Below are 24,408 nucleotides of genomic sequence, written 5' to 3'. Positions count from 1 at the left end.
ATACAGCTTCATTAAACAGACTGCGGTTATTATGAAGCCTCTGCCCCCGATTGCAAAGCAGGAAAACCAACATCAGGCTAACAATGCCGGTAAAGGTTTAGCAAAGTTTTGCCAGTTTAACCGGCTGGCCAGCAGCAATTCACGCAGGCTAAGCAAACGCGGTGGCTTTTTGTCACCATTTAACCACTGATGGCCGCAGCAGGCTGCTGTCATAATAGCTTTGGCAGGTTTAAGCACAAATTTATCGCTATTCTCCTGCGCCAGCGGTGTACCGGAGAAACTAAACCAGCCGTGCTCATTGCAATGCAGGCGCAGCCCGTCAAGATCAACTTCATCTACGCTGTCGAGCACTATCTGCTCGTGGGTCAGGTGGGTAATATACACCGGCACTATCAGGCCGGGTTTGGCATATTTGCTATAAAACGCATCTATCGGATCAGCCTGCTGTTTGCGTGCCGGGCAGTTTGCAGCCTGTTTGTGATACCAGGACGCATTTTGGCTATCCAACTGCAGCGAAGTATTTTGTTGCAGTATATTACTGGCCGCCCGGCGGATATAAAATGGCAGGCTGGCTAAACGGTTTGGCAACCGCAGCAATTGCTCGGTACTCAGCTGCGACAAACGCAGCAGTTCACGCTCATACAAAGCATTACACAGCTCGGTATAAGTCTGGTTGTCTCTGGACACCTGCCAGAAATGGGGTTGGTTACTACCGGCGTCAATCATGGCAAGATGTTAGCCAATCGACCGGCGCTTGTAAAAGCAAACATGCGCTTATTCCGTATCCGTTTTTTTATGCAGTTTTACTGTTTCATGCTGGTTTTTCTTACGTACTTTCAGGTTAATAAGCTCAACACAGATTGAAAATGCCATAGCAAAGTAGATATACCCCTTAGGCACATGTACATCCAGCCCTTCTGCTACCAGTGTAAAACCAATCAGCATTAAAAACGACAACGCCAGCACTTTTATAGTGGGATGCTGGTCGACAAACTCACCTATCGGTTTGGCCGCAAACAGCATCACCAATACTGAAGCTATAACGGCAATAACCATAATGGATAAGTGTTCAACCAACCCTACTGCGGTAATAACTGAATCAAGCGAAAACACGATATCCAGCAGCATAATTTGCACTAATATCGCCAGATAACCAGTTGCCGCTTTTGTTGTGCTGAGTTGGCTGCTACCTTCCAGGCTGTCGTGAATTTCATGGGTCGATTTTGCCAGCAGAAAAAAGCCTCCGACAATCAGGACAAAATCTCTCCCGGAAATATCAAAGCCAAACAGACTGAACCAGGGCTCTGTCAGGCCAATAACCCAGGCCAGGCTGAATAACAGCAACAAGCGCGATAACATTGCCAGGCCAAGGCCAATACGCCGGGCAGAATCACGTTGTTCTGGCGGCAATTTTCCTACCAGGATAGAAATAAAAATAATATTGTCGATCCCCAGCACAATCTCAAGTGCCATTAACGTGCCTAACGCCACCCAGGCTTCCGGGCTGTAGATCCAATCAAACATGATGTGTCCTTTGCTAATCTGGCTGCTGTAATATCACTACGCCATGCTACTGAGATTTACAACTATTTACATCAGCCAAATCAGCTTAATTTTAGTGGCAGCCTGAATGTAAACAAGCTAACGTAAGCAACAAATAACTGGTAACCGATTTTGGCATGAACCGACGTAAATTTCTTTTAACCACAGTTGGCGCACCACTGGCAGTGGCATTTGGTACTAAAGTGGTGGCTATGGCACGGCATTACCCGCTGGATGAACTGCTGGTGCAGTTAAAACGCTTACCAGCCGCTAAACTGACCAGCCACGGCAACTGGAGTGTCAGTAAAGTGTTTCAGCATCTGGCCCAAAGTATCCGCTACTCGCGCCTTGGCTATCCGCAGGCAAAATCGGCTTTGTTTCAATACACCGCTGGCGCGGCGGCATTAAATGTATTTTCAGCCAGCGGCTCTATGATGCACCCGCTGGACGAGCCTATTCCAGGTGCCCCCAAATTGATAGATGCCGTACCTAATGACGTCGCACTGGCAGAACTGGTAACCGAAATTGAATTATTTATTGCCTGGCAAGGCGATCTGGCCCCGCATTTTGCTTATGGCAACCTGACCAAAGCACAATACTACAGTGCTCATTACCTGCATGTGCAAAATCACCTGCAGGAAATTACGCTCAGCTAATAATATACCCGGCGGACAATTCCGCCGGCATACGCATTACAAATACTGATAAGCTTTATCGCCCCAGCCGCTAAGCTTGTTTTGCTTAAAAATAAGCGGCGTGCATTCATCTTTGGTGGTTTTACCATCACTTTTTACATGATGCGTACGGTAAAACAGCACCTGCACGGTTTCACCGTCTTTATTAAACGACTCAGTAAAATCCGGTGTACCCAGCAAGGTGCGCACATCTTCTGCGCTGCTATTCAGTGCCAGCCGGTTAATCTGCTCCTGATTATACTGCTGGGTTTTCTTCCAGCTGCTGTCATCATCCAACTCGTGCTTGCCTCCCACTGCAATCACACATCCTGATAAGGTAACTGCCAAGGCAGCAGCAACAAATACTTTTGCTAACATAATGATTTTCCTGTGTTGTTTTAATAATCAGCCGCAGCAGCGGCCTGCAATTATTTCAGCAAATGTCATGCCACAGATTAAAACAATATAAAACATACACTTATAAAATCACCGCTACTATCTGTCGGCGCTTAGTGGTAAATTTCGCTATTAGTTAGTCAAACAGGCAAAAGCCATGACAGATCCCGTACAAATGTTGCAACAAGTTGCCGCACAACTGCAACGTGAAGGCAAAACGCCGAGCCTGGCGTTGTTTCGTGCCCGTTTAGCCGGGCGTATCGCACCACAACAACTCTTTGCGGCATACCAGCAATGGCGCAATAACCCGGTATTTGACGATACCGCCCCAAGTTATGAAGTAGCGCCTGCACCAAATACCGCTAATCATACAGATACTGAACTGAGGCAAACTCTGGCGCGCATTGAGGCCAAGCTGGATTTACTGCTAACTAAGCTGGATAAGTAGTATGTATCTGGCTGAGTTGCAGTTTAAGGTCATAGCTGATACCAACTTTAACCGCGCTGAAAGCGCTATCCGCCGTTATATTGAAAGCCTGATATTTAATGGCCAGGTGCTGGGCCGGGAATTTCCAACCGCCTGGCAACAAGACAGCTTTAACTGCCGCCTGGTGCTACCGGATGAACAAGCATTAAAACAAACACACCACAGCACTAAAGGGCTACATGCCCTACAGCAATTAGCCAGCGCAGGCCTGGCTTATCCGCAACAACATATTCTGGGTATGGATCTGATGTCACAACATAGCGACCCTTGCCCAAACGCAGATTTTTATATTCTGTACAGCCGCTTTAATGACACCTGCTCGCCGGTACGCTGCGGCGAACATTTTGCACCAGTGCCGTTATATCAGCTAAACACAAAAGCGGAAGATCATGAAATGCTTATCCGCTGGCAGTTGCAATACCAGGCGCTGGACGAGATCCAAATGCAGCAAACGCGGGTACTGGTTAAAAGCGCAGAGCGCAGTTTGCAACAGCTAAACAGCACACTAAACAAACAAGGCCGACAACTGGCGCGCCAGCTAGAAAAAGCCAATAACAAAACGGTGTATTATGCGTTGTACAGCGGCAGCAGCAATAACTGTGAAAGGGAAGCGGTTAAGCCCTGCCCAGGCTGTGGTGGTAGCTGGCGTTTACAGCAGCCACTACAGCAGTTATTCGACTTTAAATGCGATAACTGCCGCTTGCTGGGCAATATTGCCTGGGATTGTCAGAGTCCGTCGTAACTGCAGGGAGACAACTGGCTGATAAAATCGGCCAGGCTGTCAGCCAGCTTTTCTTTTACTTCCTGCCCGACATGCTCCAGAAACACTTCACCTGTGCTGTTAAGTACCGACAACAAAATATCATCATCTTCAGTGGTAGCAAAAAACACCGTTTCGCGCTGTTTTAACCGCCGTTTCATAATAATATGGCCGATAATATTTTCCTGCAGCCGCTTTACATCATCACTATTCCAAACCATCAACAACAACAGCTTACCCCGGCTATGTTCAGCCGCTAAACCTGCACCATAGTGCAACTGGTAAAAACTTTTGATATCCGGGTGTAATTCCAGCTCGAGTGCTTGTTCAACATTAGAAAAATCAGCAGGCGGTTGCTGCAAAACCGGCTGCCATTGCACTTTGTCGCCAACAGGCTCTGCAACCTGACATGGCGACGGGCTTTTTGGATCGGCCCAAGTGGTTAATGTCAGCTGTTGCTGCTGATACCACAGCACCGCACGCTGAATAAATTGACTGTAATTCGTTGCCAGAGCCACGCGACCTTCCATCAGACTTTATGATAAACTTGCGCCATTGTAACGCTAACTACGCCGTGATGACAAAAACAGACATGACCAGCAGCCACTCAGAACTTCTTGCCGGATTAAGCCTTGGTAAAGTAACCGCCTATGCAGATCAGTATGATGCCAGTTTATTGCAGGCAGTACCGCGCAGCCTGGGCCGGGATGATATTGGTCTGTCCGCCACAGCCTTACCCTTTGTCGGGCAGGACATCTGGCACGGCTACGAGCTATCCTGGCTTAATGCCAAAGGCAAACCTATGGTAGCACTGGCTACTTTTGTGGTGCCTTACGATTCGGTAAATTTAATTGAATCCAAGTCATTTAAGTTGTACCTCAACAGCTTTAACCAAAGCCGATTTGCGGATCTGGGCCAGGTGTATCAGCATTTGCAGCGCGATTTATCAGCCTGTGCCGGTAAAACAGTAAAAGTCAGTCTGCATAACGTTAATGAGATTATGGCGTTTCAGCCTACCTGGATCCCTGGCCGCTGCATTGATGATCTGGATATTGAAATAAATCAGTACCAGTATGATGCCAGCTTGCTGCAAACCCAAACTGACGCGGATATCGTTGAAGAAAAGTTGCACTCACATCTACTTAAATCAAATTGTTTAATTACCTCACAACCCGACTGGGCCAGTGTTTATATCCATTACCGTGGCAAAGCGCTTGACCACGAGGCACTGTTACGTTATTTGATCAGCTTTCGCAGCCACAACGAATTTCATGAACAATGTGTCGAGCGCATTTTCAGCGACATCTGGTCACATTGCCAACCCAGCTTTCTATGTGTTTACGCCCGTTATACCCGTCGCGGAGGCCTGGATATTAACCCCTGGCGTGCCAGCGAACCCTGCACGCCACCGGCAATTCGCCTAAGCCGTCAGTAACAAGCTAACATTACAAAATCACTTTCAAAAAAATAGTACGCCAAATAAGTAATTAATTTAAAAACCAATAACTTATTTATTTTGTACAAATAAATTAACGGCAAAACACACAGAAAATCTGAAATAACACAAGAAACATTACAGCATTACTTTCAAATAACACAGTTTTCTGCTTAAATACTCAGCGTCTGGCAGACGGACTGCCAGACAGTAGTTCCAACAAGGAATGCTGATTATGCAACACCTGACCTCTGCTGAAGAACAAACCTGGTTACCTTATTACCTGTGTAAGAAGTAAACCGGATAATAATAAAGATAAATCCCCTGCTACAGCAGGCCTACGGGCCTGCTGTTTTTTTATTTACCAAAGCATTTAGCTTAAAACAGTGATCGCATTTATTACTTTTGTCGATATACTTAAATCTAAACATAGATTTAACAGCGAACCTTCAGGTGGTGGTCTTGCAGGACGACACACAAAAACAACTGGCCAGTGCACTTAAAGCACGTAAAGCATTGGAAGATACTTATGAAGCCCAGTTTAAAATCATGGCCCAGTTTGTCTCGCGGCTGTCTCTGGCGTGCAAAGGGGTTGATGTCGATTTAGATAACCGGCTGGCAAAGTTGCGAACCGAACTAAACCGCGGCACCGATCTGGAAAAGCTGCTGCCATTTATTGAAGCCACCAGCGACAATCTTAAACTATTAGAATCAAAGCACCAGGCCAATATTCAAAGTATGCAGCAAGGCCTGGCTGATGCCGGTAAGCTGTTGCAACAACAAAAAGGCCTGCCAGACCAGCTACGCCGTGACTTACGCCAGTTATTGGGTAAAGTCGGGCAACCCTCTGCTACAGTACATGCATTTTTGCCGCACCTGACGGAACTGGCCAAACTGTATCAAAACGTGCTACAAGCCAGACAGCAACTGGCCGACAGCGATGATGACGAAGTACGCTACGGCCATATCTGCCGCCAAATAAGTGTCGAGTTAACCAATTTGCTTAGCGAACTGGCGTTTGCCGAGGATAGTGCTGCTGAAATTGATGAGATCAGGCTGAGCCTGATGGGAAAGCTACCCATTGATGCCCTGCTGGAAGCCTGCTTAAAAACTATCGGCATTATTATCAGCAGTATTAACCGCGAGCGGCAGTCAGCTGAACATTTTTTAGTAAAACTCAATGATGCTCTGACCAGCGTGCAACAGTCGGTAGTATCGTCATTAAGTGCATCAGTTGATCTGAAACAAAAAATGCTGGGGCTGAATCAGCAAATTGAGTTACAAATTGATCATCTGAGCCATGCCAGCCAAAAAGCCACCTCGCTGGAGCAGTTAAAATTACTGGTCAGTGATAAGTTAACAGCGATTACAGGCTCGTTAGGCGAAAAAACACAGTTAGAACAGCAGGAACGGCAACAATTGCTGTTAACACTTAGCAATATGGAACAACGCCTCATTGAGCTGGAAACAGACGCCGGTACTTTTAAAAAGCGTATTGCCGAGCAAAATTTCCGTAGCCTGCAAGATGCCTTAACAGGAATACCCAACCGGGCCGCTTTTGATGAGCGCTACCAATTAGAAATTAAACGCTGGCAACGCTATAAAAAACCGCTTTGCGTAGTGCTGGCAGATGTTGACCATTTTAAAAACATCAATGATAGCTATGGCCACAGCGCCGGTGATAAAACGCTTAAAGTGATTGCCAAAACGCTGAAACTTAACCTGCGCGAAACTGATTTTATCGCCCGCTACGGCGGTGAAGAATTTATTATGCTATTTCCGGAAACCGGGTTAGCCGAGCTGGAAAAGCGGCTTAACGCCTTAAGGGAGAAGATTAGTAGTATTCCTTTTAAATTCAAAAATGTAAGTGTGCCGATTACCATTTCATTTGGCGCTACCCGATTTACTGAACAAGATACCAACCGCAGTGCTTTTGATCGTGCCGATGAAGCACTGTACGAAGCCAAAAAAGCAGGCCGTGATAAAGTTATTCTTAAACCTGCCTCCTGACACGGCATTAACCTAATGTATAAGGAGCACATATGCATGTGCAGTTAAACCCGCTTGGGTCTATGGATTTGTTATCGCAATTGGAAGTTGATCATTTAAAACAAAATACCCAGCAAGAAGCCTTTCGTTTATTTCGTAACTGTTGTTTAGCTGTACTTAATGTGGGTAGCCACACCGACAGCTCAGCTGAAATTTATGAACAGTTCAGCGATTTCGCCGTTAACCTCATAAGCCGCGAGCGCGGTATTAAAATTGAATTATTTAACCCGCCGCAAAGCGCTTTTGTTGACGGCAAAATTATCAAAGGTATACACGAGCACCTGTTTGCCGTACTGCGCGATATTTTGTTTTATCACAGCCGTTTACAAAGCAGCAAAAACTGGCTGGATCTAAACAACAGTGCTCATATTACCCATACCGTATTTGATATTTTGCGTAACGCCCGTGTCATTGATGCCAGCAACGAGCCTAATATGATTGTTTGCTGGGGTGGCCACTCTATTAATGAAGTTGAATATAAATACACCAAAGAAGTAGGCTACGAGCTAGGGCTGCGTGGTATGGATATTTGTACCGGCTGTGGCCCTGGCGCTATGAAAGGGCCAATGAAAGGCGCCACCATCGGCCACAACAAGCAACGTATCAGCAGTGGCCGCTACCTTGGCCTGACAGAACCCAGCATTATTGCGGCTGAACCACCAAACCCTATTGTAAATGAACTGGTGATCCTACCGGATATCGAAAAACGGCTGGAAGCTTTTGTCCGGGTGGCACACGGTATTATTATTTTTCCTGGCGGTGCCGGTACCGCAGAAGAACTGTTATACCTGCTTGGCATTATGCTAAACGAAGAAAATCAGCAGCAGACATTACCGATTATTTTAACCGGACCCAAGCAAAGCGAGGCTTACTTTGGCGAAATTGCCAGCTTTATCGAAAACACCCTGGGTAGTAAAGCGCTAAAACTGATTGAAATTATTATTGATGATGCCCCCGCAGTAGCGCGTAAGTTAAAGCTGGCCGCTACCGAAGTACGGCACTACCGTAAATCTGTCGGCGATGCGTACCACTTTAACTGGACGCTGCAAATAGAACCGGACTTTCAGCAGCCTTTTATCCCGAATCATCAGAATATGGCCGCACTGGACTTGCACCTGAATCAGGACAGCGCAACACTGGCTGCCAACCTGCGTCGGGCATTCTCCGGTATTGTCGCCGGTAACGTAAAAGATGAAGGTATCAAAGCTATTCGCCAACATGGTCCCTTCCAGATAAGTGGTGAACCCAAACTGATGCAAATGATGGATACGTTATTACAGGCTTTTGTAGATCAGGGCAGAATGAAACTGCCAGGCAGCAAATATGAACCCTGTTACAAGGTAGTGCGCTAACATGGCACACTTGCTGTTAATTGATGCCCTTAACCTGATACGCAGGCTTTACGCTGTGCAGGAACGGCCATATCTGCCTGTAACCGATGAAGTGGCTGAGGGCACCAAAAACCAGATCATTCGCAACACAGAAAATATGCTGCGTCAGGCTCTGGCAAGATTACAGCAAGAACTAGCACCAAGCCACGCTGTACTGGTATTTGACGGGCATAACAGCTTGTGGCGTAAAGCACTGTATGCTGAATACAAAGCCAACCGTAAGCCCATGCCAACAATTCTGGCAGATGCCCTGCCAGGCTTACAGCAATGTGCCAAAAGCCTTGGCTTTGACAGCGTGCAACAAGATGAATACGAAGCTGATGATATTATTGCCTCTGTTGCAGTAAAGCTGGTGCAACACGGCCAGCAAGTTACCATAGTGTCAACAGACAAAGGTTTTTTACCACTGTTAAGCCAGAATATTCAAATTTACGACGCTTTTGCCCGTCAACATCAAACTGAAGAAGCTGTGCAACAGAAATTTGGGGTCAGCACGACTCAGTTGGTGCGCTACTGGAGCCTGGTAGGTGACAGCACCAATAATATTCCCGGTGTAAATGGCATTGGCCCAAAAGGTGCACATGATCTGCTGGCGCTGGGAGCTACGCTTACCGATGCACTGGAGCATCCTGATTGCCATAAAAAATTGCGCGAAAAAATTCTGCAGCATAAAGAGCAAATTAAAATCTTTATGCAGATCCTGACGCTGAAAACCGATATACAGCTGGGGCTGAACCTGCAGGATATGCGGATCCAACCCGTGGTTAACAGCTGATATGATGCAAAAAGCCGCTTCTGTATTTCAGTTTAAGCTACGTAAATGGACCTGGCTCAGTATTGGGCTGGCAGTGTATATACTGCTGACGGCCGTAGTTTATTTCTGCTATCAGGATGATGTCGATCAAATGACCTGGGTAGACCGGGAAGCCTTTAACTATAAGCTGATAAGCCAGTATAAACTAACCGACAACCTGACACAGGACGACGTGATGCGCCGCCTCGGCACACCGGATATTACTGAAGCCGTGCTGCAGGGAAAAGATCTGTATCAGGTATTGTATTACCGCACCCATCGCAGCGTTGCAGATGGCATCACCACAGCTGATGAATGCACAGCATTACTGTTTAAAAACCGCTACCTGCAGGCCATAGGCGAAGAGGCCGTGCAGCGCTACAGTGTTGTTAGCGGCCATGCTAACTGACATCAGAACATGGCAAGGTTATCAGCAACTTTACCAACATTGCGTTAATCAGGCTGCTAACATTACTTCAGCTGAAACACTGTATAAAGCCGCAATATTGCTGAGCAAACAGCGCGAAGCATGTGATACCACCGCCACATATGACAGCATTAGCCAACCAATGCCTCAACTACCGTTACCTCTGTGGCGTATTGAGATATTGTTATATCTTGCCGATTGTTATCAGCTGCACCCACTTAACCGGCGTTTACTGCTTCTTGCAGGCTGCTGCAGCGCCATAGTGTCGGCTAAACAAACAGAGCCGTTGCCGTACCCCGCCCTGGCGGCAGCCAGAGAGCTTAAACCGCTGCCCCAAGCTGCCAGCGTAGTTAAAGTATTAAGCGGCTGCTATGCCACAGAGCGCAAACAGCCGCAGTGGCAACAAGCTTTGCTAAGCCTGTTGCTGACACAAAGTGAGTACTTATCTAACCAAGGCGAATGGCAAACAGCATTAGCAACGCGCCTGATGCTAAGCCAAAGTGATTACGAATTAGATATTTTGCACCAGCTCCTGTTACAGCCAGCTGCAGAGCTTACACAACAGCCCGCTACCTTTGCACATTTAATACAAAACTCCCGCTTTAGTGAGCTGCGCTACTATGACAATAAAGCCTTAGAGCACTACCTTACAACGAGCGCAGAGCACTCGGCGCCAATACTGGCACTGGCAAGCCAGTTAAACCGCCAGCAGCAAGATGTACAAAGCGTAAAACTGGCTATTGGCATTATCGGCAGGGATGCCCTGCCTGCTGCATTGGCACAGGCTGAGCTACAGTATTATCTTAGTGCCCTGCACCACCCGTGGCAGGGCGTGTTTAGCCAGTTTTGTCATGTGTTTGCACAAGCGCTGCAGCTATTTATGCCCCAGCTGCAATACACCGGCAGCCGCTTGCTGGCACTATGTTGCTGCGCCCCGTTATGGCTTGACCCGCTTTACCAGCGCACGCCACTGGTGAGCCGCTCTGGTGCCGGTTATCAAAGTGCCTTTACGCCAACGCTACATTGCCAAAGTGAAACTTACCTGCCGCAGCTTATTGAGTTGCTACAGCTATATCAGTTGGATAATTACACTGCAGCTATTACAGCCTGGCTGCAACCCAATGCAGGCCAGCGCTTAACGGTTGTTTCATTAAACCTGCAACTGGCATGGCTTAGCAGCCTGGCGCTATATTGTGCTGCACCGGTACAACCGGTTAATGTGTTGCTGCGCAAAACCGCAGCTAACAACCAGGCAACGGTTACTGCAGAAAACTGGCTGCAACAGCTGGCACAGCGCAGCCAATGTTATTATCCCCTACAGCTTAAATTGTAGTTTTATTACAACATTCACCAACCTTATACCGTATATAAGGCAGATAACTGCGCTAAATCAGCACCAAACTGGCGTAATGTGCCGAAAAATGCTATATTCTGCGCCGTTTTCAGGCCCGCCAGAGGCCCTCTTTCCTAATAAATACGACAGCTAAGGACCCCCCATGAGCAAGCAAATTATTACTGTCATTAAAGGCGATGGCATAGGCCCAAGTATCGTTGAAGCCGCCATTCAGGTGCTGGACAAAGTGGGCTGTAACTTCGACTACGAATATGTCGATGCCGGTTTAACTGCGCTGGAGAAAACCGGTGAACTGTTGCCGCAAACCACGCTTGATGCTATTGCCCGCAATAAAATCACTTTAAAAGGCCCGCTGACTACACCGGTGGGCGAAGGTTTCACCTCAATTAACGTAACACTACGCAAGAAATTTAACCTGTACTCAAACGTACGCCCGGTTATTTCGTTTAAAGGCACTAAAGCCCGTTATGAGAACATCGACATCATCACTATCCGCGAAAACACCGAAGGTATGTACTCTGGCCATGGTCAGGTAGTGTCTGCCGATGGTCTGGTAGCAGAAGCGACCAGTATTGTGACTAAAGACGGTGCCGAGCGTATTGCGGTATTTGCTTTTGAAACCGCCCGCCGCGAGAAGCGTAAAAAGGTAACGATTGTACACAAGGCCAATATTCTGAAATCGACCTCAGGTTTATTTCTGAAAACAGCACGTGAAGTGGCTACCCGTTACCCGGATATTGAAGCGCAGGAAATGATTGTTGATAACGCCTGTATGCAGCTGGTAATGAACCCGCAGCAGTTCGACGTTATTGTTACTACCAACCTGTTTGGTGACATTTTATCTGACTTATGTGCCGGTTTAGTGGGTGGTTTAGGTATGGCACCAGGTGCTAACATCGGTGCTGACTGCGCTATCTTTGAAGCTGTACATGGCAGTGCGCCGGATATAGCCGGTAAAAACCTGGCTAACCCAAGCTCAGTAATTCTGGCGTCTATTCAGATGCTGGAATACTTAGGCATGCAGGACAAAGCCGAGAAAATCCGTAGTGCTCTGGCCGATGTTATCGCCACTGGCGATCGCACCACCCGTGATTTAGGCGGCAGCTTCGGCACCACCGACTTTACCGCTGCGGTATTAGAGCGTTTATAAGCCTGGGCCGTATAAAGCCGGTTCAGGCATGAACCGGCTTGCTCACGTCAACACTCTCGCCAACAACAGGGGCGTTATATGTCTCAACCAAATAACCCGCTGCACGGCGTTACACTGGAGCAAATTGTCACTGCACTGGTCGATCACTTCGGCTGGCCGGGCCTGGCAAAACAGATTGATATCAACTGCTTTAAAACAGATCCGTCGGTAAAAAGCAGCCTGAAGTTTTTACGTAAAACGCCCTGGGCAAGGCAGAAAGTAGAAGAGTTATATGTAGCAACCAAGCTGTATCAGTAGTGCTGATCCAGCTTGGTTTATTTAGCCGTTACACCACACCCTAGCCGTTATAAATAGCACCACCGCTGCCAATATAATTTTGCAATACGCTATTGGCTGCATCACGTTGCACTAATTGCACCACTTCAACGCCGGCATCACGTAAATACTGATAACTCTGCGCAAATACCGGGCCTTCATCAAAACCGATAGCACGGGCATCTTCTGCCGTGGCTGCGCACACTAAACGCTTTACCCCACTCCACAAAGTACCGCCTAAACACATGGCGCAGGGTTCGCACGAGGTAAATAGTTCCCGCTTCACACCATCACTTGATAAGCTAAAGCTTTGCACATTTTGCTCTGCCAGCATTATCGCCATCATCTCACCATGTGCGGTAGAGTTGTGCAGTGGCACTACCCGGTTTACCCCCACGCTAACCAGTTTGCCGCTGTCGCAGTCAAAAATAGCACTGCCAAAAGGGCCGCCGGTGCCACGCAGCACGTTTTGTTTTGACAGCTCTACCGCCAGCGCCATTTTCTCATCATCGTTTTGATACACTTTTTGCCAGTCGACGACGTCGTTAATCCAGTCCGGCAAGTGCAGGGTTAATTGTTGTACTGCGGTCATTTTTACTCCAAAAACATCTGCTAGCAAACGAGCAGGATTGCTTATTTACTTTTCAGCTAACGGCTTGCTATAGGCCAGTTCCATATCCCATGGCAGCTGGATCCAGGTATCCTGCTCAATATCCGTTACGTATTTATCTACCAGCGGCTTACCCTGCGGCTTGGCATACACAGTAACAAAGCAGGCTTTAGGGAAATGTTCACGCAGGGCTTTGGCTGTTTCTCCGGTGTCTACCAGATCATCCACAATAAGCAGTTTGTCAGAATCAGCCAGGCTGGCATCTTTTAAAACGCTCAGGCTGCCTTGTTTATCATGGTCATAGCTGGCGACACAAATACTGTCTACCACGCGGATATTCAGCTCACGGGCCAAAATAGCGGCTGGCACCAGGCCACCGCGGCTTACCGCCACTATGGCGTTGTAATCCTGGCCCAGCAGTTGATGCGCCAGCTCTTTAGTGGCACGGTGAAATGCTTCCCACGATACATAAAACATTTTATTGCTTGATAGTGACATCTGTCTGCCCTGCAAAATCGGTTAAACGGAAATTATAAGCAGCCCAGTGCTACTTCAACCATTTCATTAAAGCTGGTCTGGCGCAGCTCAGCACTTAGTGCTTCACCGGTACGGATATGATCGCTTACGGTAAAAATAGCCAATGCATTAATGCCGTATTCTGCCGCCACGCCATATAAACCGGCCGCTTCCATTTCTACCGCCAGCACGCCATATTTTTCCAGAGTGTCGAATAAGGTTGCATCCGGGTTGTAGAACAAATCTGAGGTAAAAACATTACCTACTTTGACATTAATATTTTTTGCCCGGGCCGCAGCAACCGCTTTTTCCAGCAGGTTAAAACTGGCAATAGCGGCAAAATCCATCCCGGCTAAGCGGTTACGGTTTACGCTGGAGTCGGTGCTCGCGCCCATGCCAATCACTACATCGCGTACTTTTACGTCCAGCGGCAAGCCGCCACAAGAGCCAATACGGATAATGTTTTTAACACCATAGAATTTTACCAGCTCGGTAGCATAAATAGACATAGACGGTACGCCCATGCCCGAGCCCAGCACGCTTACCGGCTTACCTTTATAGGTACCGGTATAGCCAAACATATTACGTACGGTATTAACACAAACTGCATCGGTTAAAAAAGTTTCTGCAATATGCTTGGCCCGCAGCGGATCGCCCGGCATTAATACTGTTGCTGCAAAAGCGCCTTCTGGCGCATTAATATGCGGAGTTGCCATAAAAATCTCTTAGTTAATTTTATCTAAAAAGGAGTCGCCATAAGCCATGGCTTCCAGCTCAAAATAACCAGCCAGCGTTTGGCCAATATCAGCAAAGCTCATGCGCTCGCCTAAATTAATGTCTTGCATGCCACTTTTGTAAGCCAGCACAGGAATATATTCACGCGTATGCTCTGTACCATGCCAGGTTGGATCGCAACCGTGGTCTGCTGTCAGGATCATCAGGGTGTCATCACCACAAGCCGCTATCAACTCAGGCAAGCGGCTGTCGAAGTATTCCAGCGCTTCGCCATAACCGATAGGATCACGGCGGTGGCCAAAATTCTGATCAAAATCAACCAGATTGGTAAAAATAATGCTGTTATCAGCCTGTTGTGCCATTTGTACCAGCGTTTTATCTACCAGCGCTTCAAGGCCGGTGGCTTTTAAACTTTCACTAATACCCTGATGAGCATAAATATCAGCAATTTTACCAATGCTGATCACTTTACCACCAGCGCCTGTCAGCTTGTCCAATACGGTTGGTGCCGGTGGCAGTACTGAATAATCGCGGCGGTTGCCTGTGCGGGCATAGTTACCGGCATTATTCCCCAGAAACGGCCGGGCAATAACACGGCCAATGTTGTATTTATCTAACAACTCGCGGGCCACCAGACAAAAATCCAGCAGTTTTTGCAGGCCAAAATGCTCTTCATGCGCCGCTACCTGAAATACGCTGTCGGCCGAGGTATAACAAATCGGTTTGCCGGTTTTAATATGCTCATCACCCAGCTTTACCAGAATATCAGTGCCCGATGCATGACAATTGCCCAGAATGCCGGGCACACCGGTACGCTGGCATAGCTCGTTAATCAGCTCTGCGGGAAAACTGTCGGTTTTATTATGGAAATAACCCCAGTCGAACAGTACCGGCACACCGGCGATTTCCCAGTGACCGCTTGGTGTGTCTTTGCCACTACTTAGCTCACGCGCATAGCCATAAGCGCCGGTTATTGCCCCAGCAGCGGTTATATCGGCCTGTACACCATTTGAGGCTGCGGTGGCAGCCTTAACCAAACCCAGCTGCGCCAGATTAGGTAGCGCCAGCTGGCGGCCTTTTTGCGCGTGAAAGGCTTTTGCAATACTGGCAAAGGTATTCGCACCAACATCACCAAATTTATCGGCATCCGGGGCATAGCCAATACCAAAGCTGTCTAATACCAGGATCACTGCTTTTTTTGCCATTGTCCTGCTCCTGAACTTTTGTTGTCTATCTGTGACAAACCAGTTGTGATAAAACCAAACCAGCATAACCGTTGCAAGGCTTATATAACAGGCTGGCGTACACATTTAAAAAAGGGCACGCAGTGTAAAACGAAGCGCTAATCTTTACAATATCAACTTTAGATAAACACCATACTGCATGGAACCGTTCGGATAAAAACAAAGAACCCGCCTGTCACGGCGGGTTCTTATCATTGCTAATCTAGTTAAGGCAGCTGCTTATAGCCCATGTTATACAGTGTAAAACTCACCATATCAGCCGTTTGCTCAATCTGTTTTGATACCGGTGTACCGGCGCCATGGCCAGCGTTAGTTTCAATACGGATAAGCTGCGGGTTAACCCCGGCATCTTTTGCCTGTAACTCAGCAGCAAACTTAAATGAGTGTGCAGGCACTACGCGGTCATCATGATCGGCAGTGGTAACCATGGTTGCCGGATAGGCCACACCTGATTTAACGTTGTGCACTGGTGAATAAGCCAGCAGATATTCAAACATTTCTTTGCTTTGCTCACTGGTGCCGTAGTCGTATGCCCAGCCAGCACCGGCAGTAAAGGTGTGGTAACGCAGCATATCCAGCACACCCACCGCCGGTAACGCTACTTTAATCAGCTCTGGCTGTTGTGTCATTACTGCGCCCACTAACAAACCGCCATTAGAGCCACCACGAATAGCCAGCTTATCTTTAGAGGTATAACCTTCTTTTTGCAGATACTCTGCCGCGGCAATAAAGTCGTCAAACACATTTTGCTTCTGCAATTGCGTGCCAGCCTGATGCCAGGCTTTGCCGTATTCACCGCCGCCGCGCAGGCTTGGTACCGCATAAACTCCGCCCAAATCCATCCACACGGCATTAGGAATATTAAACGCCGGCGTCAGGCTGATATTAAAACCACCATAGCCATACAGCATGGTTGGGTTGCTGCCGTCACGTTTCAGGCCTTTTTTGTAGCTGATAATCATTGGCACTTTAGTACCATCTTTCGAGCTGTAAAATACCTGCTCTGATACATAATTATCGCTGTCAAACTTGGCGCCTGATTTGCTGTAAACGGATGAGTTACCATCAGTTGGGCTGAAATCATAAATAGTTTGCGCCGTAATATAGTTGGTAAAAGTGTAATACAGCTTTTGGTCATCTTTCTTACCGCTAAAACCACCAACACTGCCCACGCCAGGTAACGTAATATCACGCACCTGTTTGCCGCTATAATCGTACTGCTGCACTTTGGCAATGGCATCAACCATATACTCAGCAAAGATATAACCAGCACCGGTTGATACACTCAGTACGTTATCTGTTTGCGGGATCAGATCCTGCCAGTTTTCCGGCTGCGGTTTGGCGGCATCAACCGTAACCACTTTTTTATTCGGTGCATTTAAGTTGGTAACCAGAAACAGTTTGCTGCCGTCATTATCCAGCAGGTCGGTATCAGAGTCGGTGTGATCTAAAATGGTCACCAACGGGCTGTCTGGCTTGGTTAAATCTTTTAGGAACAATTTATTACCGGAGGTAGATACCGCAGCAGAGATCAGCAGGTAACGATCATCTTCGGTTACCGAGGCGCCAACATAGCGATGTTTTTGTGCTTCAGTGCCGCCAAAAATAACGGCGTCATCTTTTTGGGCACTGCCCAGTTTATGGTAATACAGTTTGTGTTGATCGGTTTTTGCCGACAGTTCGCTGCCATCAGGCTTATCATAACTGGAATAGTAAAAACCTTCGTTGCCTAACCAACTGATGCTGCTGAACTTAACATCTGTCAGCTCTGCTTCAAGCGGCTTTTTAGTTTCAACGTCAATAATGATAATTTTACGCCAGTCGCTGCCGCCTTCTGAAATAGAATACGCCAGCATAGAGCCGTCTTTGGAAAAACTGACCTCTGCCAGCGATGTTGTGCCGTCGCTGCTAAAGGTGTTGGGATCTAAAAACACCTCACTACTGCCATCTTCAAGCTGGCGGTACAACACATACTGGTTTTGCAGGCCGTCATTTTTATAGAAGTAGGTGTATTTGCCTTCTTTGAACGGCGCTGTTACTTTTTCATAGTTCCACGATGCCGCCAGCTTTTGCTTTATCTGCTCACGATATGGAATTTGCCCCAGATAATCGAAAGTCACTTTATTCTGCGCTTTTACCCAGGCTTCTGTTTCGCTACTGCGATCGTCTTCCAGCCAGCGGTACGGGTCAGCAATTTTTTGTTCAAAATAGCTATCGACCACATCACCTTTAGCGGTTTGCGGATAGGAAAAGGTGGTTTTTGCAGCTTCTGTCATAGTTACACTATTGGGTTGGGTTGCAATATCAGTTTTCGATTCGCTGCCACAGGCAGCCAGTAAGGAAACGGCCAGGATACTTAAAACATGTTTCATCGTGAGGAACTCCCTGATTCTTGTTGTTATAACCCGCCAGAGCTTAACAAAGAAGCCGGTGTTTGCCTATTTCAGCTCAACAGATTTTAGGCACTATTAAACGAAAAAACCCTAACCGGGTGGTTAGGGTTTTTAAGGATGGTGCCCAGACCCGGAATCGAACCAGGGACACGCGGATTTTCAATCCGCTGCTCTACCGACTGAGCTATCTGGGCCAAACTGGTTGACGCAAAATGGTGCCGCTTATCCGAGTCGAACGGATGACCTACTGATTACAAGTCAGTTGCTCTACCAACTGAGCTAAAGCGGCTGCGACAACGTGACACAAGTTAAATAACACTGTTACTTTAATACAACTTGAGCACCTAAAACTGATGGTGCCCAGACCCGGAATCGAACCAGGGACACGCGGATTTTCAATCCGCTGCTCTACCGACTGAGCTATCTGGGCAACGCGGGTCGTATTAAACGGATTTTACGATCTTAAGTCAACAGATATTTTAATGCTGCCGGTGCGTTAGCCTATTAGTTGTACAACCCGCTAAAATAAACAGCAAAAAGCAGGGCTGGCTACCTAAATTACAAAAAGTTGTTAAAATGCCAGCCACTGCATAAAGTCTGCTAAGCTGGCAGCAAAATATTGGATAACTAATGGAAAATACGTCGTTTAGTAAACCGATTTTTAAGCGCCTGACTTTACTGTCTCTGCTGATTTTATTTGCTCAGGCCGCGCTGTTTGCCTGGCTAAACCAACCTGAGCCGGGCTTAAATGAACAACAACTAAACCGGCTAACAGCCGACAGCCGCCTGCTAAGCCGTGTTTTACAGCCACTGCTGGCAGAAAACAATACCGCCGCTACTGAGCAAATGTTGTTTCAAACCCGTGATGGCAACAGCGAGCGCGCGCTTTATGTTTACCGGACATTGCCTAACCAACAAACTGAACTGATAGCCAATACCAGCAATGTGCAGGGCTTTGTTCCCCAGCCGGTATGGCAGGACAGTGCCCAACAGCAGGATAATTATCTGATCGTTAATCAGTTGATTAATTTACCGCAGCAGCAAACTGCTATTTTGGTTTATGTACAGCAGTTAAAACTGCGCCCAAGCTGGCCTTTTTTTGCTGCTTTTGGCGTAAGTTTAATATTCGCGCTGGTGTTAAGTGCAGTGTTTGCGGCCACTATTTCAGGCTTTTTCAGCCGCCGTATTAAACCTTTATTAGCAGGTACCCGCCAGGCGCTGGATAAAGATCAATATAACAGCAGCGTTGACAGCCACCCCCAAGACAGCTATGGCACGCTAGGTAGCTATATTAACCAGCTGTTCCGCCGGATAGAACATACGCAGGAAACCCTGGCCGCATCGGAGCAAAACATTAAAAATCTGAAGCAGGAAGTAGAAAGCCGTATTAAAGAGCGCACCGAGGCACTGGAAACGGCCAAAATAACAGCAGAAAAAGCCAACGAAGCTAAATCTACCTTTCTTGCTACCATGAGCCATGAAATTCGCACACCGATGAATGGCATCATTGGCACTATTGATTTACTGCGCAAAACCCAGCTATCTACCTCGCAGTTTCGCATGACAGACACAGTACGCGAATCATCATTCTCATTGCTGCGTATTCTGGACGATATTCTCGACTTTTCGAAAATTGAAGCCGGTAAACTGCAACTGGAAACCATACCATTGTCGCTGGTGGATATTATTGAAGCCGTTGGCCGCATTTTGGTATCGGTGGCACACCAGCGACAAATTGATCTGAAACTTTTTATTGACCCCCGCATTCCGGATGGCCTGATTGGCGACCCGGTGCGGTTGCGGCAAATTTTGTATAACCTGGCCGGTAACGCGATTAAGTTTACCCAGACCACACCGGAGAAAACCGGGTTGGTTATGATTAAAGCTGAGCTGCTGGAAGAGAACATGGATTTCAGCCAGATCCAGTTTAGTGTCACGGATAACGGCAAAGGCATGACACAGCGCCAAATTAACTACGTTTTTCAGCCATTTAACCAGGCTGAGGGTTCCATTACCCGTAAGTTTGGTGGCACAGGCCTAGGTTTATCTATTTGCCAGCGCTTAACCACACTGATGTACGGAGATATCAGTGTTAACAGCCAGGTAGATCAGGGCACAGAGTTTATTGTGCGCATACCCATGCGCCGCTCAGATGAAATTCAATATCTGGATAAAGAACTGCTACGTGATATTTATGTGTGCCTGTTCAGTACTGACGAACATAACATGGCACATTTGCATAATTATCTGAGCTACACCGGTGCCGAACTTGATGTTGCCACCCATTTTGACACTCTGCTACAAAAAGCACAGGCTCAGCAGCCATTACCACCGAAGCAAGCCGCAGTGTGGGTGCTGGACGCCACTTATGAGCAAATCCCGGCGAATGAAATAGAGCAACTGCTACAGTTGCCCACGATGAATCAGGTGCAGTTTGTCGTGATCACCAATCAGATTGAATTGTCAGAGTGCAGCACCGACAGGGTTTACTATCTGCACAGCTCACCAATATGCCGTAGCCATTTATTTGACGCCGTATTAATAGCGGCAAAGCGCAAAACCAAACCTGTTTATACCAGTGCCGCACCACAACCCAGCCGTTTGGTGCCGCCAATAGAAGAGGCCCGTAAACAGCGCCGGCTGGTATTACTGGCTGAAGATAACGTAATGAACCAGCGCGTAATTGTTGATCAGTTAAATGCGCTGGGTTATGCAGTGGAAGTAGCCGATGACGGCGCCATAGCACTGGAAAAATGGCGCCGGTATCACTACCCGCTGCTGCTGACAGACTTGCATATGCCCAATATGAGTGGCTACGATCTTACCAGTGCTATTCGCAAAGAAAGCCTGCACTTAAGTGAGGGCGCAGAGTTTACCCGTATTGTTGCGGTAACTGCTAATGCCCTTAAAGGTGAAGAGCAAAAATGCCTGAGCGTAGGCATGGACGGCTACATCACCAAGCCTATTGAACTGGCTACGCTGGAAACCATGCTAACGCGCTGGCTACCGCATACAGCGGAACAGAAGAAAACGCATAGCTCAACCACGGAAAACAACCAGAACAATTCGCCGATATGCTTTACCACTATTGCCAATTTTCTGGGTAATAATCCAGCCAAGCACGAAGAATACCTGAACTACTTTGTAAAGCATGGCGCTGAGCTGCTCAGCAATATGGCCATTGCAGTGCAAAATCAGGATCGTAGTACCGTGCGCTCGTTAGCACATCAGTTTAAGTCAGTCGCTAAAAGTGTGGGTGCACTGGGTCTGGCCGACGAGGCATTAAAACTGGAAAAAGCAGCAGAAGAAAGTGACTGGGCAGTAATTAATGAATATATTCGTTTGGTGCAGGACAAGTATCAGGATGTAGTTAGCTACGTAAAGCAGCGCTACTGAGCACTTAAAGCAACGCCAGCTTGCGCTGGCGTTGTCCAAATTACTTCACAGTGTCTGGTTGCCTGCCAGGGTAAAGTACCTTGCGCTCTGCAACTTTTGTTTTTACCGCAGCCGCACTAACCGTTGCCAGGCTGTTGTTCCAGTAGTCAAAATCCAGTTGTTCATAAATATTCATTCTGGTGCCAATCCACAAGCCAAAGTCACTTTGCTGGTCAAAACGGATAAAGTCTTCCTCAATGACGTATATCCTGGTGCCAAGCAAGCCCTGCTCTACCTTCAGTAACTGCCACTCACGTAGCCGGCATGACTGCTGTGCATCAAAGTTACATACCGCATAATTAAAGCTCAGCGTGGCATCGTCTTTAAGTTCCCAACTTAACGCTTCGTTAGCAGTATAGGCACGCTCAAATGCCGGTGGTAAGTCAAGGTAACTGCCAGCCTGCCAGCCGGTAGCATTACTATCAAACTGCCAGCCAAAATAATTGCTGCCAAAATTGCATCCGCCTTGCTCATTGGTATCATTGCCACTGCAAAACACCAGGCGACCATCAACCCAGCTGTTAAAGGTCCACTGGTTTATCGTAGTTTGCCAGTATTTACCTGCTGGGTTAACAAATGCTGTAGTAGCAAAACTGGCAGTTTCGTCAACTTTAAAACCATAGTCAGCACGAGAACCAATCAGTGCACCTGCTGCATTATAAGCAATAGTAAACACTGAAAAATCTGTACCGGACTGATCAAGAATTTGTTTAACCAGGCTTGTACCATCGGCAAAGTTCAGTGTCAGTTGCCCGTTGGCAATACTCCAGTCAAATGTACGTTCAGTATCCAGGCCTACCCCGCTGCCATCGGCATTAAATTGCAATGGATCCAGATAAAAGTCTGTTCCGGTGCCATTGGCAAACATTTTACTGAAGTAAGAGTTCATCGCCCAGACACCAGGCATAGTCTCTGCAGTGAATGTTGAGGCTGAAGCACTGACAACTTTACGCATCATAATATTGCCTATGCTTTCACGCACGGTGCCCGGGGCGGTAATGAGCCCCTCGCTGGTATTTAAGGGCTGAATACTTTCCGCACTCTGACTGACTATCCGGTAAGTATCAAGCGCCTGCCCTTGCGTAGTGCGGGTTAACACTGAACCAGAAGCGCTACGCCTTACCTCAACCTGATTATAATTGTCAGCCAGCAACGCGTTTACCTGCTGTTGGCTTAACCCGGCGAGCCCGACAACCGGCATTTCAAAACTTACAGAAATAACCGGGTTGGTATAAGCAACGTCAATCTTACCGTTGTTGAGTGTCCAGTTATAAACATAGCTACCTGTCGTTGTCGTCCGGCTTCCTTTACCGTCACTGTCAAATTGCCAGCGCTCGCCAGAGCGGGTAACAAAGCCTGTGGCAGCACGCGGAGTCTGGAAATACAACGAAGGCACTGCGCCGGTTGCCAGTGGCGGTGTTAAGACAGGATCTTCGGCGATAGCTGTAATAGTCTGCGCTATAAGCTCAGGGCTATCGGCGTTAATCCGCTCAACCACCTGATTATAAGCGGCAACATTTATCAGCAAACCGGTCAAATTGGTAACACCTTCCGGCAGGGCTAGTGCAGGGTTATCAGTAAAGATTTTTATTACTGCCGCAGCTTCTACCAGCGCCTGAGCATCCACTGATTTTTCAGTAAAGACCAGTTGTTCAATATTAGCCGGCGCCGCACCGTTGTTCGCACTAACCAGTAAGGCATAAAGCGCTGTCGATACGGCATTTACCGATACAACATTACTACCATCAGCCTGTGCCTTTACTTTATCGGCAGCGGATTTACTTTTGGCAGAGCTGGCGACAATGGGTTCTGCATCAGCAAAACCACTGTATATTGCACTGTAACGCAGGGCAGAATTAGTCGCCGATGTAACCTGTACAGACACAACGGTATCCAGCAGGTCATCGTCCAGATTAAGCTCTGCGCTGAAACTGCCATTATCCCCTACCGTAACCGTTACTGGCTCAGCAGCTCCTGAAATAACAACAGCCCCACCGTTAAACGACGCACCGCTTACCGTACCATCCAGTGCAAAAGCCAGCAAATTAGGTTCTACTGTCACACTGGTTTCGGCCTGGGATGTATCATTATCGTCATCCGTTGCAGTTATTGTAAATGTCAGCGTAGTTGCCACCGTTACTGCGGGGGCAGTAAAGCTGATTTCTGTACTGTCGGCTCCAGTTAGCGTCACCGACGGACCTGCCGTTTGCAGCCAGCTTATCGCAGCTACTTCGTCATCATCAGTAATGGTTGCTGTTAAGGTCGCTGCGCTTTTTTCAGCTATAGGAGTAAACGTTGCGCTAATTTGCGGCGGGGTATTGTTTATCAGCGCTACAGTAACTTCGTCGGTTGCTGTCTGGCCTTTTGAGTCTGTTACAGTTAAACGCAATACGGCTTGCGCATCTGCATCAACAGAGGGAGCTGTTACCGTAGGAGTTAATGTATCGCTGCCCGATAACACTAACGCTGGCCCGGATACCTGGCTCCAGTTTACAGTAACATCCCCTTCACCACTGGCTTTCGCGCCACTGACAACAACCGTACGCCGCTCTTTAAGGTTAAAATTTGCACCTGCGTCCGCTACTGCATCATCGTCATCTGAGCCACAGGCACAGAGCATCAATGCCGATGCTGCAACAACAAGTATCTTCTTTTGCAATATTTCCATACTTCACATTCCTCTGTTTGTACATCAACATCCC

22 protein-coding genes and 3 tRNA genes are annotated in these 24,408 nt (G+C 47.5%); 12 read left to right on the top strand and 13 right to left on the bottom strand.

Annotated features, from left to right (window positions below; translation table 11 throughout):
- Window positions 1-72 precede the first annotated feature (72 nt).
- Both M2404_RS12040 and M2404_RS12035 read right to left on the bottom strand, forming a co-directional pair.
- Complete coding sequence (locus tag M2404_RS12040; RefSeq protein WP_259239987.1) at window positions 73-726, bottom strand: hypothetical protein; 654 nt, start codon at window positions 724-726, stop codon at window positions 73-75.
- A gap of 48 nt (window positions 727-774) precedes the next feature.
- Complete coding sequence (locus tag M2404_RS12035) at window positions 775-1,524, bottom strand: TerC family protein (protein WP_259239986.1); 750 nt, start codon at window positions 1,522-1,524, stop codon at window positions 775-777.
- A gap of 155 nt (window positions 1,525-1,679) precedes the next feature.
- Between M2404_RS12035 and M2404_RS12030 the strand changes: the two genes are divergently transcribed.
- Window positions 1,680-2,198 carry a DUF1569 domain-containing protein gene (locus tag M2404_RS12030; RefSeq protein ID WP_259239985.1) on the top strand — a complete coding sequence of 173 codons (519 nt, stop codon included), beginning with the start codon at window positions 1,680-1,682 and terminating at the stop codon, window positions 2,196-2,198.
- Between the two features lie 36 nt (window positions 2,199-2,234).
- Here the strand turns inward: M2404_RS12030 and M2404_RS12025 are convergent, their stop codons facing one another.
- Window positions 2,235-2,594 carry a DUF3192 domain-containing protein gene (locus M2404_RS12025; RefSeq protein WP_259239984.1) on the bottom strand — a complete coding sequence of 120 codons (360 nt, stop codon included), beginning with the start codon at window positions 2,592-2,594 and terminating at the stop codon, window positions 2,235-2,237.
- Between the two features lie 175 nt (window positions 2,595-2,769).
- Between M2404_RS12025 and M2404_RS12020 the strand changes: the two genes are divergently transcribed.
- Together M2404_RS12020 and M2404_RS12015 are read left to right on the top strand one after the other, a co-directional pair.
- Window positions 2,770-3,060: a hypothetical protein gene (locus M2404_RS12020; RefSeq protein ID WP_259239983.1), complete on the top strand. Its 291-nt coding sequence runs from the start codon at window positions 2,770-2,772 to the stop codon at window positions 3,058-3,060.
- A 1-nt stretch (window position 3,061) separates the two neighbouring features.
- A complete protein-coding gene (locus M2404_RS12015) occupies window positions 3,062-3,841 on the top strand; it encodes a Zn-ribbon-containing protein (RefSeq protein ID WP_259239982.1) in 780 nt (259 codons plus the stop codon).
- On the opposite strand, the gene syd is transcribed toward M2404_RS12015, so the two are convergent.
- Entirely contained in the window at window positions 3,826-4,377 is a 552-nt protein-coding gene (gene syd, locus M2404_RS12010; RefSeq protein ID WP_259239981.1) for a SecY-interacting protein, read from the bottom strand. The genes M2404_RS12015 and syd overlap by 16 nt on opposite strands.
- 20 nt (window positions 4,378-4,397) lie before the next feature.
- Between syd and queF the strand changes: the two genes are divergently transcribed.
- The 8 genes from queF to M2404_RS11970 all read left to right on the top strand — a co-directional run bounded on the left by queF (window position 4,398) and on the right by M2404_RS11970 (window position 12,755).
- Entirely contained in the window at window positions 4,398-5,294 is an 897-nt protein-coding gene (gene queF, locus M2404_RS12005) for an NADPH-dependent 7-cyano-7-deazaguanine reductase QueF (RefSeq protein ID WP_259239980.1), read from the top strand.
- A gap of 456 nt (window positions 5,295-5,750) precedes the next feature.
- Entirely contained in the window at window positions 5,751-7,304 is a 1,554-nt protein-coding gene (locus tag M2404_RS12000) for a sensor domain-containing diguanylate cyclase (RefSeq protein WP_405047783.1), read from the top strand.
- 32 nt (window positions 7,305-7,336) lie between these two features.
- On the top strand, window positions 7,337-8,695 hold the full coding sequence (gene ppnN / locus M2404_RS11995; RefSeq protein WP_259239978.1) for a nucleotide 5'-monophosphate nucleosidase PpnN: 1,359 nt from the start codon (window positions 7,337-7,339) through the stop codon (window positions 8,693-8,695).
- A 1-nt stretch (window position 8,696) separates the two neighbouring features.
- Entirely contained in the window at window positions 8,697-9,509 is an 813-nt protein-coding gene (gene xni, locus M2404_RS11990) for a flap endonuclease Xni (protein ID WP_259239977.1), read from the top strand.
- A 1-nt stretch (window position 9,510) separates the two neighbouring features.
- Window positions 9,511-9,936 (top strand): DUF3192 domain-containing protein, encoded by a 426-nt coding sequence (locus M2404_RS11985; RefSeq protein WP_259239975.1) that lies wholly within the window; start codon window positions 9,511-9,513, stop codon window positions 9,934-9,936.
- The gene (locus M2404_RS11980) at window positions 9,911-11,287 is read left to right on the top strand and encodes a hypothetical protein (protein ID WP_259239974.1); all 1,377 of its coding nucleotides are present in this window, start codon (window positions 9,911-9,913) and stop codon (window positions 11,285-11,287) included. Before M2404_RS11985 ends, M2404_RS11980 begins: the two co-directional genes overlap by 26 nt.
- Before the next feature lie 163 nt (window positions 11,288-11,450).
- Complete coding sequence (locus M2404_RS11975; protein WP_259239973.1) at window positions 11,451-12,458, top strand: isocitrate dehydrogenase; 1,008 nt, start codon at window positions 11,451-11,453, stop codon at window positions 12,456-12,458.
- A 78-nt stretch (window positions 12,459-12,536) separates the two neighbouring features.
- Window positions 12,537-12,755, top strand: coding sequence for a VF530 family protein (locus M2404_RS11970; RefSeq protein ID WP_259239972.1), 219 nt, complete (start codon window positions 12,537-12,539; stop codon window positions 12,753-12,755).
- A 40-nt stretch (window positions 12,756-12,795) separates the two neighbouring features.
- On the opposite strand, the gene M2404_RS11965 is transcribed toward M2404_RS11970, so the two are convergent.
- The 8 genes from M2404_RS11965 to M2404_RS11930 all read right to left on the bottom strand — a co-directional run bounded on the left by M2404_RS11965 (window position 12,796) and on the right by M2404_RS11930 (window position 18,701).
- The gene (locus M2404_RS11965; protein WP_259239971.1) at window positions 12,796-13,365 is read right to left on the bottom strand and encodes a nucleoside deaminase; all 570 of its coding nucleotides are present in this window, start codon (window positions 13,363-13,365) and stop codon (window positions 12,796-12,798) included.
- Window positions 13,366-13,410: 45 nt separating this feature from the next.
- Window positions 13,411-13,881 carry a xanthine phosphoribosyltransferase gene (gene gpt / locus M2404_RS11960; RefSeq protein WP_215395632.1) on the bottom strand — a complete coding sequence of 157 codons (471 nt, stop codon included), beginning with the start codon at window positions 13,879-13,881 and terminating at the stop codon, window positions 13,411-13,413.
- Between the two features lie 32 nt (window positions 13,882-13,913).
- Window positions 13,914-14,615 (bottom strand): purine-nucleoside phosphorylase, encoded by a 702-nt coding sequence (gene deoD / locus M2404_RS11955; protein ID WP_259239970.1) that lies wholly within the window; start codon window positions 14,613-14,615, stop codon window positions 13,914-13,916.
- 9 nt (window positions 14,616-14,624) lie between these two features.
- Complete coding sequence (locus M2404_RS11950; RefSeq protein WP_259239968.1) at window positions 14,625-15,839, bottom strand: phosphopentomutase; 1,215 nt, start codon at window positions 15,837-15,839, stop codon at window positions 14,625-14,627.
- 245 nt (window positions 15,840-16,084) lie between these two features.
- Window positions 16,085-18,250 (bottom strand): prolyl oligopeptidase family serine peptidase, encoded by a 2,166-nt coding sequence (locus tag M2404_RS11945; RefSeq protein WP_259239967.1) that lies wholly within the window; start codon window positions 18,248-18,250, stop codon window positions 16,085-16,087.
- 139 nt (window positions 18,251-18,389) lie between these two features.
- Window positions 18,390-18,465: transfer RNA gene (locus M2404_RS11940), tRNA-Phe, on the bottom strand.
- Between the two features lie 19 nt (window positions 18,466-18,484).
- Window positions 18,485-18,560: transfer RNA gene (locus M2404_RS11935), tRNA-Thr, on the bottom strand.
- Window positions 18,561-18,625: 65 nt separating this feature from the next.
- Window positions 18,626-18,701, bottom strand: a tRNA-Phe gene (locus tag M2404_RS11930).
- A gap of 200 nt (window positions 18,702-18,901) precedes the next feature.
- Between M2404_RS11930 and M2404_RS11925 the strand changes: the two genes are divergently transcribed.
- Complete coding sequence (locus M2404_RS11925) at window positions 18,902-21,667, top strand: hybrid sensor histidine kinase/response regulator (protein ID WP_259239966.1); 2,766 nt, start codon at window positions 18,902-18,904, stop codon at window positions 21,665-21,667.
- Between the two features lie 40 nt (window positions 21,668-21,707).
- On the opposite strand, the gene M2404_RS11920 is transcribed toward M2404_RS11925, so the two are convergent.
- Window positions 21,708-24,374 carry a PKD domain-containing protein gene (locus M2404_RS11920; protein WP_259239965.1) on the bottom strand — a complete coding sequence of 889 codons (2,667 nt, stop codon included), beginning with the start codon at window positions 24,372-24,374 and terminating at the stop codon, window positions 21,708-21,710.
- Window positions 24,375-24,408 lie beyond the last annotated feature (34 nt).

The organism is Rheinheimera pacifica (assembly GCF_024809855.1).
Taxonomy (GTDB): domain Bacteria; phylum Pseudomonadota; class Gammaproteobacteria; order Enterobacterales; family Alteromonadaceae; genus Alishewanella; species Alishewanella pacifica_A.
Note: the sequence above shows the minus strand (reverse complement) of the source record. Positions and strands in the feature narration are given on the sequence as shown.